The sequence below is a fragment of the Bradyrhizobium sp. USDA 4011 genome (genome assembly GCF_054063415.1).
Window position 1 is genome coordinate 4,103,430 of the sequence record NZ_JBSSGG010000001.1, and the last position, 14,354, is coordinate 4,117,783.

Here is a 14,354-nt window from a genome sequence, read left to right on the forward strand (position 1 = left end):
ATGTTCGGGCCATCTGGAATGCGTTTCGTCCCCCGTCCACTGCAGTGGACGGTGGTATCGATGCCCGGTTATTTGTTTGGTTGGGGCAGGGCCGCAAATGCGCGGGGCGTGCCCACGCAGGCCTTGAGGAAGCCGGTCCTGGATCACGCGCGGCCTAACCGATCGCCATCGCGGGAGTACGACATCCCTTCATGACACGGTCTTGCAATCCGAAATCTAGTCCTTCGGTCCGCCCGGTAAATTCGACCTTGGTCTGTGGGAATGGTCGTCGAACGTGCTCGTCGGCCACTGCTGCAGCGCGGTGGCGGTCCGCGCCTTTATGGCGATGCGGTCGATGCGGCGAGCATCGGGCCCATGCAGTGCTGCACTTCGCCGGGCACATTGTAGGTGCGCATGATCGCGCGGCTGTCGCGCATGCCGCAAGCTTCCCGCTGCACCACGAACATCCAGAGCGCGTGGCCGGCTTCCCGCACCAGGATGCGCCGCGCCTGTTGGGCGGATGCCGGTGCTTCAGCGCGCGGATGGGCAGCATCGAACTCGCGCAGCCTGGCGAGAGCCTGTTCCAGCGCGCGGCCCATCCGTCCGAGTGCCGAAGCTTTCTCCTCGGCGAGCTCGTAGGTAAGAACGTCGACGGGAGTGCGATGGAAGCGAAAGTCGAGGGACATCGGTTATCCCAGGGGTCGATGCAGAACGATGATCCCCGGATTTTTCTGGCGCCACGGCCGGTTGTCAATACACGTTCAAACCCGTCGCGCACCGCATCCGGTTTCAGTCCCTTGCGGAAATGGGGTTCTCCGCGCTGATGGCGCGGTCCAGGGCTTCGACCAACGCCTGAACCTCGACGAACTTGCTGCGAGCCCGCTCCGCCTTGTCACGATCGAACGGAGCGGCCAGCACTTTCGCATGCGCGTCCCTGTCCTCGATCATGCGATCACGGGCTTTCTTCAGTGTTTCGAGTCGCTCGCTCATCCGGGTCCTCCCTTACGTAGCTTTCGCAACCGGGCCTTAGCCGAACACCGCCGGAAGATCGCCCTTCCGGAAGAAGACCATCGGCTCATCATCATAGTCACCCGTTTCGGGATCGCCGGTGGACGAGAATGCAACGACGGCGAGCTTGCTCAACGCCAGGCGCTCTGCCGTTCGCAGTGCGCCATTTGCCGTCTTGCAGGCGATCGGAGGGTCCGGCTTGAGATGCCCACCCTTGCCGGCGTTGAACGCCTGCACGACGTAGGTCATTTCGCTTGCCATCAAGGCTCCTTCCGCCGGCCACCGGACGCGGTGACGCCAAGGACGAAGCGATGCGCTCGTCGCCGGCCACTCGCGTAGCTCGTCGCAAATCTCAACAACCGCGACAGATGTTCTTCAGCTTCGCCGCAAGGCGGGCCTCTTCCGCGATCAACGGGTCCTTGTATTCGGATCGCGGCGCGTTGCTATCAATGGCCGGAGGCTCCTTGACCGTCGGAGGGAACGCAGCATCGTAGCAGGCGAGACGACCGACCGTGCCTTCGATCTTGTGGCAGGTCGGTTCTGCGGCGAGCGCGCCTTGTGCAATCAGGCCGGCCGCGACCACGGCGAATAGATGCGTTTTCAAACAGGTGCCTTTCCGGGCGATCCTCACACCGAGCGTTTCATGATTTTGGTTGTGCGCCGACTGCGCGCTTGCGCGTTGCCGGTCGCATCCTGCGTCCGCCTGGCGTGGCCAAACGCCGGCGCTGCCGAATTCATCGTTGCGTCGCCTTATCCATGCAGGACGGCGGCAGCGGCCACCAGGAGCAGAAGAAACAGGGGAACGATCACCGGCGGCACGATCCAATCGGCCAGACGAAATCCAAGCACGTATGCTCCTCATCTGTTGGCGGGAGCCCTACGTTACCCTCAGTCACCGGTGGATGCCGTGGATGGGCGGTGATGACGCGACTCTACGCTCAAGGCCGGCGAATAGCGAGCATTTAAAACCCGGTGCGGCAACAGCGTCAGGTCCACAGCGTCTACATCAAGCGCCGCCCTGGCTGCCTGAACGCTCGGTCAAGCGCGCGCGGATGTCCGGCTTCAGCACCTTGCCGACCTTGGAACGCGGCAGATCGTCCCAGACCTCGATCTGCTTCGGCGTCTTGATGCTGCCGACCTGCTGCTTGACGAACGCGGCCAGCGCCGTCGCATCGACGGTTTGGCCGGCGCGCGGCTGCACCACCGCGACGATGCGCTCACCCCATTTGTCGTCGGGCAGCCCAATGACGGCACAATCCTGCACCGCCTCGTGGGCACGCAACGCGTTCTCTACCTCGATCGAGTAGACGTTGAAGCCGCCGGTGATGATCATGTCCTTGGCGCGGTCGACGATGTAGAGGTAGCCGTCGCCGTCGATGTAGCCGATATCGCCGGTGTGGTGCCAACCGTGCGCCGAGGCCTCACGCGTGGCCTCCGGATTCTTGTAGTAGCCTTCCATGACCAGCGAACCGCGCACCACGATCTCGCCGCGCGATCCCGCGGGCAACAGCCTGCCGTCGCCATCCATGATGCCGGCCTGCACCAGCGGACCGATCCGGCCCGCGGAGGCAAGGCGCTCCATCGCGATCGTGCCGTCTGCATTGTAGTGATCGGCGGGCGCCATCATCGAGATCATCATCGGCGCCTCGGTCTGGCCGAACAGCTGCGCCATCGGCCCGATCCGTTTCAACGCTTCCGCGAGCCGCGTCGCCGAAATCGGTGCCGCGCCGTACCAGAAGCATTGCAGCGAGGTGAGATCGGCTGCATCGAGCCCGGGATGGTCGAGCAGCATGTAGATCACGGTCGGCGGCAGGAACGTATGCGTAACGCGATAGCGTTCGATCAGCGCGAGGAACTCGCCGATGTCAGGGTGATGCATGATCACGACGCGGCCGCCGAGCGTCATGATCGGAAAGCAAAGCACGCCGGCGGCATGCGTCAGCGGCGCCAGCGCGAGATAGATCGGGCGGCCCTTGAACGGGTAGCCCATCAGGGTCAGCGCCGTCATCGCCTCGATGTTGCGGCCGGAGAGCATCACACCCTTCGGCTTGCCGGTGGTGCCGCCAGTGCCCGGGATCATCGCGAGATCGTCGATCGTCTCGCGCTGATAGACATCATCGGCGACACCGCTGAGCCAGCGGTCGAATGACGGCGCAAACGGCAATTCGGCATCGAGGCAGACCAGCGCGCGCAGCTTGGGCAGATCCTGCTTCACCGCTTCGACCATCGGCGCGAAGCTCGAATGAAACAGCAGCAGGCTGCAATCGAACTGATCGAGGATGAACTTGTTCTCGGTGGCCTCGTTGCGCGGGTTGATCGGGCACCACACCGCGGCGGCGCGCGAGATGCCGAACACGCAGGCGAACGCGAGCGGATCGTTGCCGGACAGGATCGCGACCTTCTCGCCGGGCGCGATGCCCGATCGCTCCAGCCCGCGCGCGATCCGGTAGCTCAGCCGCTGCACTTCGCCATAGCTGAGGTCCCGTCCGTCCATCGTGAGGCACGGCGCGTCGGCGCCGAGCGAGGCACCCTTGTCGAGATAATCGATGAAGCGCATGGCAGGTCTCGCGCAAGAGGCGGGTGACGCGCTACTGCGTCACCCGCGGAAGCGGCGTTTTCGGGCAGATCGGCTACCGGTCCGCTTGACGAAAACGCTTCAGGGAACGGAGTGTTGGGCCCCGAGCCAATCGGGGCCCGAGCTCAATCGTGCACGGTCAGGACCGGTTTGCCGACCAAGCCGAAGCTGCGCAATTGCCCGAGCAGTTCGTGATGGCCGAACGCCTGGCAGCCGGAGGCGAAGCCCACGCGCTTGGGCGGCTGCTGCAGCAGGTACGCCGCGGCAAAGGCCTGCAGCATGCCGGTCTGTTTGTAGTTGCTGTTGCCGTAGATCACGCAGTGCGCGCGCCCCAGCGGGCCGGAGGCATACACCGAGTCCATCGACTTGTTGATGCGCGGGTTCTCGCGCGGCGGCATGGTGTTCATCACGCCGGCAGCGGTCTGCGCCAGCGCGGCGTAGCGCTCGTCGGGCTTCATGTCCTTGGTCGCCTCGAGCGCTGCGGCAACGATCTGCGGCACGCCCAGCATCAGCGCGCGGTTGAACACGCCGCCCAACACCTTCACGTTGGCCACGCGCGGATCGCGCTTGAACCACACCGGGTGCGAGGTGCCGCCCCACGGCAGCGCCAGCGCCAGCTCGTGCTGGCCGGGGATGGCGAGGTTGTAGAGGCCGGCATCGGGCTGATGCTCGACGTACTTATTCTGCTCAAGGTAGTAAGCCTTGGCCATCGCGGCGTTGACCAGGATGGTCTGCGTCGAGGCGATGGTCGGGCTGCCGCCCCAGAACACGGCGATATCGAGCGTGTCGAGGCCGGGCGTCTCCAGGCACAGCTGCGCGGCGATCTCGCCGGTGGTGTACATCTGCGCGATGCCCGGCGCCAGCAGCAGGCCGGCATTGGCGAACTTCGTGCCAAACTCCTGCTCGAGCGTGATCAGCCAGTCCTGCTCGCCGGTGGTGTCGGTGTAGTGGCACTTGGCAGCCAGGCAGGCCTGCACCACCTCGTTGCCGAACTTGGCGAACGGACCCACGGTGTTGAGCACCACCGAGGCGCCCTTGAACAATTCGGTCAGTGCGGCCACGGTGTGCGGCACTGAAACCACCTCGTGATCGGCGGTTTCGATGCCGGCCACGTTCGACTTCATCGCGGCGTTGAGCTTCTCGGCGCTGCGGCCGGCGGCGATGAAGGGGATGTTGTACTCGCGCAGATATTCGCAGACCAGCCGGCCGGTGTAGCCGGAAGCGCCATAGACGATGACGGGCTTCTTCTCGCTCATTGCGATCCTCCGAAATGCTTGTTGTCGGCTTCGTTGCTACATGCCCATGCCGCCATCGACCGGCAGGCCGATGCCGGTGATGAAGCGGGCATCGTTCGAGCACAGGAACACCGCGGCGTCGGCGATGTCGGAGACCTCGGCGAGCTTGCCGAGCGGCGTCTGCTCCACGACCGAGCCGACGGCGGCGTTGACGTCGGGCGCAAGACCGATCTTCACGATGTCATTGGCGAGTTGCAGACCCATGTCGGTCGGGATCAGGCCGGGATAGATGCAGTTCACCCGCACCCCGTAGCCGAGCTTGCCGGCTTCCATCGCACCGACCCGCGTCATGCGGTCGACGGCGGATTTGGTGCCGGAGTAGACGGCGATGCTCGGAAAGGCGATCGTCGCCGCGACCGAGGCGATGTTGACGACTGCGCCGCCCTTGCCCGCGGCTCCGCCCGGCCGCATCGCGCGGAAGGCGTGCTTCATGCCGAGCACGGTGCCGACGATGTTGACGTCGCACATCCGGCGCGCGTCCTCGGCCTTGATCTCGGCGACCAGCGAGGTGATCTCGATGCCGGCATTGTTGATCAGGATGTCGTAGCCGCCCAGGGTTTCGACCGTCGCGGCGACGGCCCGCTCCCATTGCGCGTCGTCGGTGACGTCGAGCTTGACGAAGCCGGTTTTCACCCCGGCCTTGGCGATCTCGACGGCGCTGGCCTTGCCGGCGTCGTCGAGGATGTCGCTGATCATGACCGCGGCACCGGACCGCGCCAGCGCCTGCGCGATTGCTGCGCCAATCCCCCGGGCGCCGCCGGTGACCAGGGCTTTCCTGCCTTCAAGGCTCTTCCCACTCATGACGTAGTCCTCCCTTTGCTTGGTGATTGATCGGTGTTTTGGCGATCGACAGCACGCTCGGCGGCCTTGCGCATTCTGAGCGCATTGGTGGTCACGGCCGGCGTCGGCGGGCGCAGCGTTGGCGCGCCCCGGCAGTGCATTTCCTCCTTGATGTCGTTAGGTCAGCCGTCTTGACGGTTGTCCAAATTATTGCGCCAACCCTCGTCCAGGAACTTGACACTTGTCAAGCCTGAATTTGACAAGTGTCAAAGAGGATGATTGTGAAGAGATGGAGCGCGCTGCGGTTCGCGCGGTATAAGTTGCTGCAGGGAAGAGACAGGAAAGGCACGAGATGGCGCGGCAAGCGACAGGAGCGGCCCAACGCGTGGCGGTGGCGGTCGAGACGCTACGCGACGAGAAGTTCAACGCACGCCGCATCGAGCTTGCGGAAGCCGCGCTGGAAACGCTCGGCGAACTCGGCTTCGCGCGCACCAGCCTGCGCGAGATCGCGCAGAACTCCGCATTCACTCACGGCGTGTTTCACTACTACTTTAGCGACAAGCTCGATCTGATTTGCTGCTGCGTCCGTCACTACAAGGCGAAATGCGTGACGCGCTACGACGAAGTGGTGACGACGGCACGAAGCCGCGACGAATTGACCGAAGGCTTCCTCGCCAAGCTCGCGGCGACGTTGCAGGACGAAGCCCGCATGCACCGGCTCTGGTACGACCTGCGCTCGCAGGCGATGTTCGAGCCCGCGTTTCGCAAGGACGTGCTCGAGATCGACAAGAGCCTGGAAGCAATGATCTGGCGCATCGCCACGCGCTACGCGGAGTTGGGCAACAGGAAGCCGGCATCGTCTCCGGCTGCGCTCTACGCGCTGTTCGACGGCCTGTTCCAGAGCGCGCTGCTCAGGCACCTCGCCAGCGACGAGAAGGCCATCCCCGATCTGCTCGACGAAGTCCGCCATCTGCTGCCGACGATCTGTTGAGAGACTTGCGACTTGTCGGCACGCACAAGCGTGCAATCGATTCGCCTTGATGAAGGTCGTGCGACCGAACGGCCACGTTTCGCTACTCCAGCGAAGCCTTGAGCGCCAGCAGCGCGGCCTTGAGTGGCGGCAAATCATCTTTGACCGCCTTCCAGACGATCGTGGCGTCAACACGCTGGTACTCATGTCGCAAGATATTGCCGATGCCAGCGATGTCTTTCCAGCGGACATTCTCGTGCCGAGCCTTCAACTCGCTGCCGAGGTGTCGGCTCGCTTCCGAAATGACCTCGATTCCGCGTTCAATTGCGGAGCGCAGCAGCCAAGAGCGCTCGTAGTCGCGAATTGACTTTCCTGCCAGCGCCTGTTCGATGCCATGGATGCTTTCGAGCATGTCGTGGATCCGAAGCAAGGGAGAGCGCCCGATCATTCAGAAGACCCGCGTTGCCTCCGCCTCGATCCGCTCTCGAATCAGTGGATGAAGGCCTTTACGTGTAGTGAGATCGACTTCGACGCCGAGACTCTCTTCGAGCAGTCGCTTGGTTGCGACGAGGTCGAGCGCATTGAACCGGCCGCGAGGGTCGTAGTCGACGAAAAGATCGACATCACTCTCTGCATGAGCCTCGTCGCGCGCCGTCGAACCAAATAAATATAGCGCTGTCGCCCCGAGTGCCCTGACGGCATCGGCCTGGTCACGCAGCTTCCTGAGGGCTTCGGTCCGCGTCATAAAAGAAACTGTACCACGAGCAGCCAAGCGCCCGCAAAACCCGTGCGGCGGCCCTACGCCGCGCTCGCCGGCGGCAGCGCCAGCACCGAGTAGATCGCCTGGGCGTCGCGCGAGGCGCGCAGCTTCTTGGCGACGTCCTGGTCACGCAGCAGGCGGGCGATGCGCGCCAGCGCCTTGAGGTGGTCGGCGCCGGCGCCTTCGGGCGCCAGCAGCAGGAAGATCAGATCGACCGGCTGGCCGTCCATCGCCTCGAAATCGATCGGGCGCTCGAGGCGGGCGAAGAAGCCGAACAGCTTCTCCAGCTTGGGCAGCTTGCCGTGCGGAATGGCGACGCCATAGCCGACCGCCGTGGTGCCGAGCTTCTCGCGCTGCAGCAGCACCTCGAAGATCGCGCGTTCGTTCTGCCCGGTCAAAGCCGAAGCGCGCGCGGCGAGTTCCTGCAGCGCCTGCTTCTTGCTGATGACTTTCAAAGCCGGGAGTATCGCCTCGGGTGCGACCAAATCGGTAATCGGCATTGGGACGTTCCGAGGTGAATGAACCGTCAGGTTGCGAAATAGGCTTTACAGCGGCGGCGTCAAGAAGTTGAGGTGGGATGCGGGCTTAGCCCGGGTCCAGCTGGCAGGGCTTCTACTCCAACGTATCGGCGGTGCCAACACCTGCGAACCCTGTTCCGCCCCCCTTGTTGCGGGAGGCGGCGGACCATAAGCAGGGCCGGCTTCGGACGTCAATGCCATCTGCCAACTATCCTCAAGGGCTCACCGCCGGCGGATCGACCCAGCCGACATTGCCGTCCGTACGGCGGTATATGATGTTCAACCGGCCACTGCCGCCATGCTGGAATACCAGGCAGGAGGCGCCGGTCAGATCGAGCTCCATGACGGCTTCGCTGACCGACAGCCGCTTCAGCGCGGTGGTTGCCTCGGCAATGATCACCGGGCTGTATTCGGTGACCTCGTCCTCGTTCTCGGGCGCCTCGATGACGTAGCTCGGCGCGTCGAGCCCGACGCCATTCATTTCGGCAAGCGCAGCATTCGCGGCGTAGGTTTTGCGGGCCGAGCGGTCCTTGAGCCGGCTCTTGTAGCGACGCAGCCGCTTCTCGATCATCAGGAGCGCGGCATCCGCGCTGGCATAGGCGTCGGCGGCGTTGGATTCGGCTTCCAGCGTGATGCCGGAATCCAGATGCAGCGAGCAGTCGGTTCGGAAGCCGAAGCCATCCTTGCTCAGCGTGATGTGACCGGAATAGTTGCCATCAAAATACTTTCGCAGGACCTCGTCGGTGCGCTCGCTGACGCGCGCGCGAAGCGCCTCGCCGATGCTGATGCTCTTTCCCGAGACTCGAAGGGTCATTTGATGCCTCAATTGCTGGATGCCTCGATCACTCTTGCAGGAGCCTGATGTTTGCTGGGCTTCCGGTCACCTCCCTTGCTGGACGACGCTTCACCAGGAAAGATTGAGACTATCGCGATTTGACGCGAACGCAACGAGCACATGATCCTGCCCGTACTCGGACGGGGTCATCCTGACAAAGTAACCTAAACGGGGGCTGTATCGCGCGAGCGGTCGGGCGAGGAGGCAGGAGCCGAAAGGGCATTACCGAGCATGCTCTGTTTGTCACGGCGGCGCTGCACCGAGGATGGTATCCGCATCGCCTCGCGGTACTTCGCGACGGTGCGGCGGGCAATATCAATGCCCGAAGCGCGCAAACGTTCCACGATCGTGTCGTCGGACAGGATCGCCGACGCCGCCTCGCCGTCGATCAGTTGCTTGATGTGGTGACGCACCGCTTCGGCCGAATGGGCCTCGCCGCCATCGGCGGAGGCGATCGATGCGGTGAAAAAATACTTCAATTCAAAACTGCCGCGATTGGTCGCCATGTATTTGTTGGCGGTGACGCGCGACACCGTCGATTCATGCATCTGGATCGCATCCGCCACCGCCTTCAGATTGAGCGGCCTTAGGTGCGCGACGCCATAGGTGAAGAATCCGTCCTGCTGGCGGACGATTTCGGTTGCGACCTTCAGGATGGTGCGGGCGCGCTGATCGAGCGCGCGGACCAGCCAGGTCGCGTTCTGCAGGCAGTCGGTGAAGTACGACTTGTCACCGTCCTTGCGGATCGTCTTCGACAGCTCAGAGTAATAGGTCTGGTTGACCAGGACGCGCGGCAGAGTGTCGCTGTTGAGCTCGACATGCCAGCCGCCGTCGGGGCCTGGACGGACATAAACGTCGGGCACCATGGTCTGCGTCCGGGCGGTGCCGAACTTCAGCCCCGGCTTCGGGTCGAGCCGGCGGATCTCCGCGATCATGTCGGTGATGTCTTCGTCGTCGACGCCGCACAGCTTTCGCAACGCCGCGATGTCGCGCTTGGCGAGCAGATCGAGATGCTCGACCAGCGCCTGCATCGCCGGATCGTAGCGATCGAGCTCGCGCAGCTGGATCGCCAGGCACTCGCTCAGGTTTCGCGCGCACACGCCCGGCGGATCGAACTTCTGCAGCACCGCGACGACCTCGTCGACCGCTTGCTGCGACGCTCCGAGCCGCTCGGCGGCCTGACCGAGATCGGCCGGCAGGTAGCCGGCGTCGTCGACCAGGTCGATCAGATACTGCCCGATCATGCGCTGCGCCGGCGCCGAGAATGCCACCGCGAGCTGTTCGGCGAGGTGGTCGGCGAGCGTCAGCTCGGCGGCCACGAAGGCTTCGAGATTGTATTCGTCGTCGCTGGAGGCGCCACCACCCCATTCGGTATAGACCGACGGGGGCGCGTCTTGCGCGGCGCGCGCGGCGGCTTCGGCCGGCTCCTCGGAGAAGACGTTGTCGAGCCCGGTATCGAGCGTCTGCTCGATCTCGGCGCGGGTGCCGAGGTCGCGGTTCAGCCATTCCTCCTGGCCGGGCTCAAAGGCGGCCTCGCCGCCCGAGCCTGCGGCCATGTCGGACGCCTCGCCGTCATCCCCGTAGCTCAAGGAACCATCGGAATCGCCGTAGTCCGGCCGCTCCATCGCCGGCTCGCCCGCCACCGGCGGTTCCGGCCCGTCGGCGGCCCGCTCGAGCAGCGGGTTGCGCTCCAGCTCTTCCTCGACAAAGGTCGACAAATCCAGGTTCGACAGTTGCAGCAGCTTGATCGCCTGCATCAGCTGCGGCGTCATCACCAGCGACTGCGACTGGCGGAACTCTAGTCTTTGCGTCAGCGCCATGGAGGCAAGAACGATCCCAAATATTGGCTCGATTCTTGCTTATCTTAGTCCGCTTGGGATGTACACGGCTTGACGGGTGCAATTTTTGGGCTACAGGCGGAATTCCTCGCCAAGGTAAAGCCGGCGGACATCCGGATCGTTAACGATCTCCTCCGGGCTTCCCTCAGTCAAGATCTCACCGGCATAGACGATATAGGCACGGTCGGTCAGGCCGAGCGTCTCCCGGACGTTGTGGTCGGTGATGAGCACGCCGATGCCGCGGTTGGTGAGATGACGGACGAGGTCCTGGATGTCGCCGACCGCGATCGGGTCGATGCCGGCGAACGGCTCGTCGAGCAGCATGTAGTTCGGGCGCGTCGCCAGTGCGCGCGCGATCTCGACGCGGCGGCGCTCGCCGCCGGACAGCGCGATCGACGGGCTCTTACGCAGCCGCGTGATGTTGAACTCGTCGAGCAGCGAATCCAGTTCGTGCTCGCGCTTCTTCTTCGAGGGCTCGACGACCTCGAGCACCGCGCGGATGTTCTGCTCGACCGACAGGCCGCGGAAGATCGAGGCTTCCTGCGGCAGATAACCGATGCCGAGCCGCGCGCGCTGATACATCGGCAGCTTGGTGACGTCGTGGCCGTCGAGCTCGATCGCGCCGCGATCAGCCTTGATCAGGCCGGTGATCATGTAGAATACGGTGGTCTTGCCGGCGCCGTTGGGCCCGAGCAGGCCGACCGCCTCGCCGCGGCGCACATAGATGCTGACGCCGCGCACGACCTGGCGGCTGCCAAAACTCTTTTCCACGCTATGCACAGCCAGATAGCCCGGCCGCTTGATGAGCTGCGGCGCAGAAGCGGCGGTTTTCCTGGCCGGCCTCGCCCGCGCTGGGGCGGGTGCTGCTGTGGGCTGGGATCGCGGCAGCTCGACGGCGGGAACCGGAGCGGCGCGCGCCATCGGCGGCGCGTCGCGCACCGGTGACGTCAGCATCTCGCCGAACTGGTCGCCGAGCGCCGTGATGTCGTCATGCGCGCGCGCGAATCCGGAACTGCGTTTCGCAGGACGCCGCCGGAACATGCCGAGAAAATCCACCATCCCCGCTTCGCTTCAGCCTTTCACGGTGATCCCGCGACCTTGCCTGCGGACCAATCGATTCGCACGGCAAAGCGCCAGCATGCGCCTTGAATGAATGGATGCCCCTGTCCCGGCCAACATAACTCCCCCTCAAAGGCACATCGTCCGGCCGGGCCGCTGGAGTAAATACAGTCTCGCCCCGCGCGCTTCAACCTCGCGGTCGCAAAATATTATCTAACTTATTGATTCTACATCACCTTACGTGAAGCTTACTTTGTAGAGCCTATTTCGACTTGCTTCCCGGAAGCAGTTGGAGCGGCGACGGGGCTGCAGGGGCCGTGCCGGGGGCAGCCGGCGTGCCGCAGCCGCCCTTGCCGTTCTGTCCGCCCTGCGACTGGATGAACAGGCCCTGCACCTTGCCGCTGTCGGATTCCACCCGCGAGACGCCGGTGGTCATGTCGACCAGCAGACGGTCGCCGCGCAGCACGTTCTGGCACTGGGTCAGCACCACCTGGCCGCCGCCACCGCCAAGCATGGTGATCAGGTTGGTCTTGGTGTCGAAGATCGCGGTCTCGCCGGTAACGACCTGATCCTTCTGGGTGACGACGACATTGCCCTTCGCCTCCAGGCGCTTGATCGAGGACGCGCCGCCGGGGCCGGGCGTTGCCGATTGTATCGGCGCGCCTTTCTGAGCGGCGGCAGCCTTGGTGCCGCCCGCAGCCGGCGCCGGCGTCTGGGTCGACTTGTCCTCGTAGAACACGACCAGCACCTTCGAGGTCATGGTGGTGTCGCCCTGCACGACCTTCACATTGCCGGCGAAGGTCGCCTCCTTCTTCTTGTCGCGCATTTCGAGCGAAGCGGCCTCGATCTGGATCGGCTGGTCGCGGTTCTGCGAAAAGCCCTGCATGGCGTTGGGAACACCACTCATCGAGCCCTGCGCGGACACAGCGCCGGCTGCGAACAGCGTGAGCAGAAAGGCCGCAATTGCGATGCCGTGCGGAAAACGTCTCATCATCAAATTCATTTCGGGTTAGCGGACTTGCGCGGCTTCGGTGGCGGCGGAGGTGGCGCGGGCTCGGCGGGCGGGCTCGGATTGTTGTCGCCGAGCTTGTCCAGATACATCACGACATTGCCTTCGAACCGCACGAGCTCGCCGCTGTTGTAGATCCTGAGGCGGTCGGCGGTCAGTGTGCCCTCGAGCAGCTTGACGTCGACATGCTCGTCCGACGACACGTTGCCCTTGTTGATGTCGACGAAGGCCTGCGTCAGCTTCGCCTCATAGCCGGTGGACGATTGCAGGAAGATATCCTGGCGCAGGTCGAGCAGCTGCTTCTTGTTGTCGAAGAAGCCGGTGCGCGCATCCATCGTCACCGTCGACTGATCCTGCTGCGCCACCTTGGCGCGGATGGTTTTCAGCTCGACATGGTCGGGATCGGTGACGTCCTGGATCGCCGCCTTGGCCCACATTTCATAGGGCCGGCCGTCGGCCGAGAAACCGGCGATATGCGGCGATTCCATCGTGATCTTGGTGCCTGACACCACGAGGTTGTCCATCTCGACCGGCAGCTTGGCCATCACTTCCTTGAACGGATTGAAGACCGCGATGTAGATGATCACCCCCATCGCCAGCCCAACCACTGCAGGCACGCCGATGCGCAGGATCCGCACCATACGGCTGTGCCGCGCGGCGGCGGCAAAGCGCGCCTCGAGGCCCGTCACATAGGCTGGATTCTGAACCGAATTCACCTGAGCTCCAGAGGCGCGAAATTGCCCCTATTCTAGCCGGAGCCGCCCCAATATGCAGCCCGGACCTCGCGTCGCGCCCCCCAAGCCGACTTCAAGGCGGACCACGCGTGAACAGTTTGGCCGAAACGGGGCGGAACCGGCCCCGCTGCGACGAATTCGGCGCCCGTCATGAACGGGCGAAATCACGAATGGGCGAAGATGTCCTCGGCCTCCCAGCCGTCGAGATCGAGCCTGGCGCGGGCGGGCAGGAAATCGAAGCAAGCCTTCGCGAGATCCGTGCGTCCCTCGCGCGCCAGCATGACATTCAGCTTGTCGCGCAGCGCATGCAGATGCAGCACGTCGGACGCGGCATAGGCGAGCTGGGCCTCGCTCAGGCTTTGCGCACCCCAGTCGCTCGACTGCTGCTGCTTCGACAGTTCGACGTTCAGCACCTCGCGCACCAGATCCTTCAGGCCATGGCGGTCGGTATAGGTGCGCGACAGGCGCGAGGCGATCTTGGTGCAATAGACCGGCGCCGGCATCACGCCGAACGTGTTGTAGAGCACCGCGACGTCGAACCGCGCGAAATGAAAGATCTTGGTGATCGCAGGATTCGCGAGCAGCGCCTTCAAGTTCGGCGCATCGGTGTGCCCCTTCGGAATCTGGATCACGTCGGCGGTGCCGTCGCCGTTCGACATCTGCACCACGCAGAGCCGGTCACGGTGCGGATGCAGTCCCATGGTCTCGGTGTCGATTGCCACGGAATCGGTGTAGCGGGACAGATCAGGCAGGTCGCCGCGATGCAGGCGGATGGTCATGAAAAAGGGCCTCGGATCTTGGATCGATTCGACGGGCGACACTAGCGCTCAAACGCCCGGGATGCGAGCGGATAGGAAGTCTCGGGTCCCTCAGCCAGGGGTTTCCGCCCAGCTTTGCCATATCCCGACACGGCGGCCCAGTCGCGCGACTGCTGTTGCATTTGGATCACGCTGCAATTCAAACGATCAGAGGTGGGATGATCGGAGGCGGCACA

The 14,354-nt window shown here is 64.1% G+C and carries 17 protein-coding genes; 1 reads left to right on the forward strand and 16 read right to left on the reverse strand.

All coding sequences use genetic code 11. From position 1 onward, the window contains the following. Positions 1–317 precede the first annotated feature (317 nt). The 7 genes from ACVW1C_RS19165 to ACVW1C_RS19195 all read right to left on the reverse strand — a co-directional run bounded on the left by ACVW1C_RS19165 (position 318) and on the right by ACVW1C_RS19195 (position 5,658). Positions 318–665 (reverse strand): DUF6665 family protein, encoded by a 348-nt coding sequence (locus tag ACVW1C_RS19165; RefSeq protein ID WP_456759755.1) that lies wholly within the window; start codon positions 663–665, stop codon positions 318–320. Between the two features lie 103 nt (positions 666–768). Then, positions 769–969: a hypothetical protein gene (locus ACVW1C_RS19170; RefSeq protein WP_456759756.1), complete on the reverse strand. Its 201-nt coding sequence runs from the start codon at positions 967–969 to the stop codon at positions 769–771. 36 nt (positions 970–1,005) lie between these two features. Further along, entirely contained in the window at positions 1,006–1,248 is a 243-nt protein-coding gene (locus ACVW1C_RS19175; protein WP_456759757.1) for a hypothetical protein, read from the reverse strand. 91 nt (positions 1,249–1,339) lie between these two features. Continuing rightward, on the reverse strand, positions 1,340–1,813 hold the full coding sequence (locus ACVW1C_RS19180; protein WP_456759758.1) for a hypothetical protein: 474 nt from the start codon (positions 1,811–1,813) through the stop codon (positions 1,340–1,342). A 180-nt stretch (positions 1,814–1,993) separates the two neighbouring features. After that, on the reverse strand, positions 1,994–3,544 hold the full coding sequence (locus ACVW1C_RS19185) for an AMP-binding protein (protein ID WP_456759759.1): 1,551 nt from the start codon (positions 3,542–3,544) through the stop codon (positions 1,994–1,996). A gap of 143 nt (positions 3,545–3,687) precedes the next feature. Beyond that, the gene (locus ACVW1C_RS19190) at positions 3,688–4,818 is read right to left on the reverse strand and encodes a DUF5938 domain-containing protein (RefSeq protein ID WP_456759760.1); all 1,131 of its coding nucleotides are present in this window, start codon (positions 4,816–4,818) and stop codon (positions 3,688–3,690) included. Positions 4,819–4,854: 36 nt separating this feature from the next. Beyond that, positions 4,855–5,658 (reverse strand): SDR family NAD(P)-dependent oxidoreductase, encoded by an 804-nt coding sequence (locus ACVW1C_RS19195; protein WP_456759761.1) that lies wholly within the window; start codon positions 5,656–5,658, stop codon positions 4,855–4,857. Positions 5,659–5,989: 331 nt separating this feature from the next. Between ACVW1C_RS19195 and ACVW1C_RS19200 the strand changes: the two genes are divergently transcribed. Next, positions 5,990–6,628 (forward strand): TetR/AcrR family transcriptional regulator, encoded by a 639-nt coding sequence (locus ACVW1C_RS19200; RefSeq protein ID WP_456759762.1) that lies wholly within the window; start codon positions 5,990–5,992, stop codon positions 6,626–6,628. 82 nt (positions 6,629–6,710) lie between these two features. Here ACVW1C_RS19200 and ACVW1C_RS19205 read toward each other — a convergent pair whose 3' ends face one another. The 9 genes from ACVW1C_RS19205 to ACVW1C_RS19245 form a co-directional block, all read right to left on the reverse strand. After that, positions 6,711–7,019, reverse strand: coding sequence for a HepT-like ribonuclease domain-containing protein (locus tag ACVW1C_RS19205; protein ID WP_456759763.1), 309 nt, complete (start codon positions 7,017–7,019; stop codon positions 6,711–6,713). Positions 7,020–7,055: 36 nt separating this feature from the next. Beyond that, positions 7,056–7,352: a nucleotidyltransferase family protein gene (locus tag ACVW1C_RS19210; RefSeq protein WP_456759764.1), complete on the reverse strand. Its 297-nt coding sequence runs from the start codon at positions 7,350–7,352 to the stop codon at positions 7,056–7,058. 53 nt (positions 7,353–7,405) lie between these two features. Beyond that, positions 7,406–7,867, reverse strand: a complete 462-nt coding sequence (gene ptsN / locus ACVW1C_RS19215; RefSeq protein WP_016843543.1) for a PTS IIA-like nitrogen regulatory protein PtsN — start codon at positions 7,865–7,867, stop codon at positions 7,406–7,408. A 232-nt stretch (positions 7,868–8,099) separates the two neighbouring features. Next, complete coding sequence (hpf, locus tag ACVW1C_RS19220; protein ID WP_456759765.1) at positions 8,100–8,699, reverse strand: ribosome hibernation-promoting factor, HPF/YfiA family; 600 nt, start codon at positions 8,697–8,699, stop codon at positions 8,100–8,102. 185 nt (positions 8,700–8,884) lie between these two features. Then, positions 8,885–10,540 carry an RNA polymerase factor sigma-54 gene (rpoN, locus tag ACVW1C_RS19225; RefSeq protein ID WP_456759766.1) on the reverse strand — a complete coding sequence of 552 codons (1,656 nt, stop codon included), beginning with the start codon at positions 10,538–10,540 and terminating at the stop codon, positions 8,885–8,887. Between the two features lie 90 nt (positions 10,541–10,630). Further along, on the reverse strand, positions 10,631–11,617 hold the full coding sequence (lptB, locus tag ACVW1C_RS19230; protein WP_456759767.1) for an LPS export ABC transporter ATP-binding protein: 987 nt from the start codon (positions 11,615–11,617) through the stop codon (positions 10,631–10,633). A gap of 262 nt (positions 11,618–11,879) precedes the next feature. Next, on the reverse strand, positions 11,880–12,611 hold the full coding sequence (locus ACVW1C_RS19235) for an LptA/OstA family protein (RefSeq protein ID WP_456759768.1): 732 nt from the start codon (positions 12,609–12,611) through the stop codon (positions 11,880–11,882). Positions 12,612–12,616: 5 nt separating this feature from the next. Then, a complete protein-coding gene (lptC, locus tag ACVW1C_RS19240; protein ID WP_456759769.1) occupies positions 12,617–13,342 on the reverse strand; it encodes an LPS export ABC transporter periplasmic protein LptC in 726 nt (241 codons plus the stop codon). A 182-nt stretch (positions 13,343–13,524) separates the two neighbouring features. Next, the gene (locus ACVW1C_RS19245) at positions 13,525–14,139 is read right to left on the reverse strand and encodes a ribonuclease H-like domain-containing protein (RefSeq protein WP_173639784.1); all 615 of its coding nucleotides are present in this window, start codon (positions 14,137–14,139) and stop codon (positions 13,525–13,527) included. Between the last annotated feature and the right edge of the window lie 215 nt (positions 14,140–14,354).

Excerpts from the sequence above, each read along its gene's own strand:
- ACVW1C_RS19205 (WP_456759763.1), bottom strand. The coding sequence starts at position 7,019 with ATGCTCGAAAGCATCCATGGCATCGAACAGGCGCTGGCAGGAAAGTCA.
- ACVW1C_RS19175 (WP_456759757.1), bottom strand. The coding sequence starts at position 1,248 with ATGGCAAGCGAAATGACCTACGTCGTGCAGGCGTTCAACGCCGGCAAG.
- ACVW1C_RS19245 (WP_173639784.1), bottom strand. The coding sequence starts at position 14,139 with ATGACCATCCGCCTGCATCGCGGCGACCTGCCTGATCTGTCCCGCTAC.
- ACVW1C_RS19200 (WP_456759762.1), top strand. The coding sequence starts at position 5,990 with ATGGCGCGGCAAGCGACAGGAGCGGCCCAACGCGTGGCGGTGGCGGTC.
- ACVW1C_RS19210 (WP_456759764.1), bottom strand. The coding sequence starts at position 7,352 with ATGACGCGGACCGAAGCCCTCAGGAAGCTGCGTGACCAGGCCGATGCC.
- ACVW1C_RS19185 (WP_456759759.1), bottom strand. The coding sequence starts at position 3,544 with ATGCGCTTCATCGATTATCTCGACAAGGGTGCCTCGCTCGGCGCCGAC.
- hpf (WP_456759765.1), bottom strand. The coding sequence starts at position 8,699 with ATGACCCTTCGAGTCTCGGGAAAGAGCATCAGCATCGGCGAGGCGCTT.
- ptsN (WP_016843543.1), bottom strand. The coding sequence starts at position 7,867 with ATGCCGATTACCGATTTGGTCGCACCCGAGGCGATACTCCCGGCTTTG.
- ACVW1C_RS19190 (WP_456759760.1), bottom strand. The coding sequence starts at position 4,818 with ATGAGCGAGAAGAAGCCCGTCATCGTCTATGGCGCTTCCGGCTACACC.
- ACVW1C_RS19195 (WP_456759761.1), bottom strand. The coding sequence starts at position 5,658 with ATGAGTGGGAAGAGCCTTGAAGGCAGGAAAGCCCTGGTCACCGGCGGC.
- lptB (WP_456759767.1), bottom strand. The coding sequence starts at position 11,617 with ATGGTGGATTTTCTCGGCATGTTCCGGCGGCGTCCTGCGAAACGCAGT.
- ACVW1C_RS19170 (WP_456759756.1), bottom strand. The coding sequence starts at position 969 with ATGAGCGAGCGACTCGAAACACTGAAGAAAGCCCGTGATCGCATGATC.
- ACVW1C_RS19235 (WP_456759768.1), bottom strand. The coding sequence starts at position 12,611 with ATGATGAGACGTTTTCCGCACGGCATCGCAATTGCGGCCTTTCTGCTC.
- ACVW1C_RS19165 (WP_456759755.1), bottom strand. The coding sequence starts at position 665 with ATGTCCCTCGACTTTCGCTTCCATCGCACTCCCGTCGACGTTCTTACC.
- rpoN (WP_456759766.1), bottom strand. The coding sequence starts at position 10,540 with ATGGCGCTGACGCAAAGACTAGAGTTCCGCCAGTCGCAGTCGCTGGTG.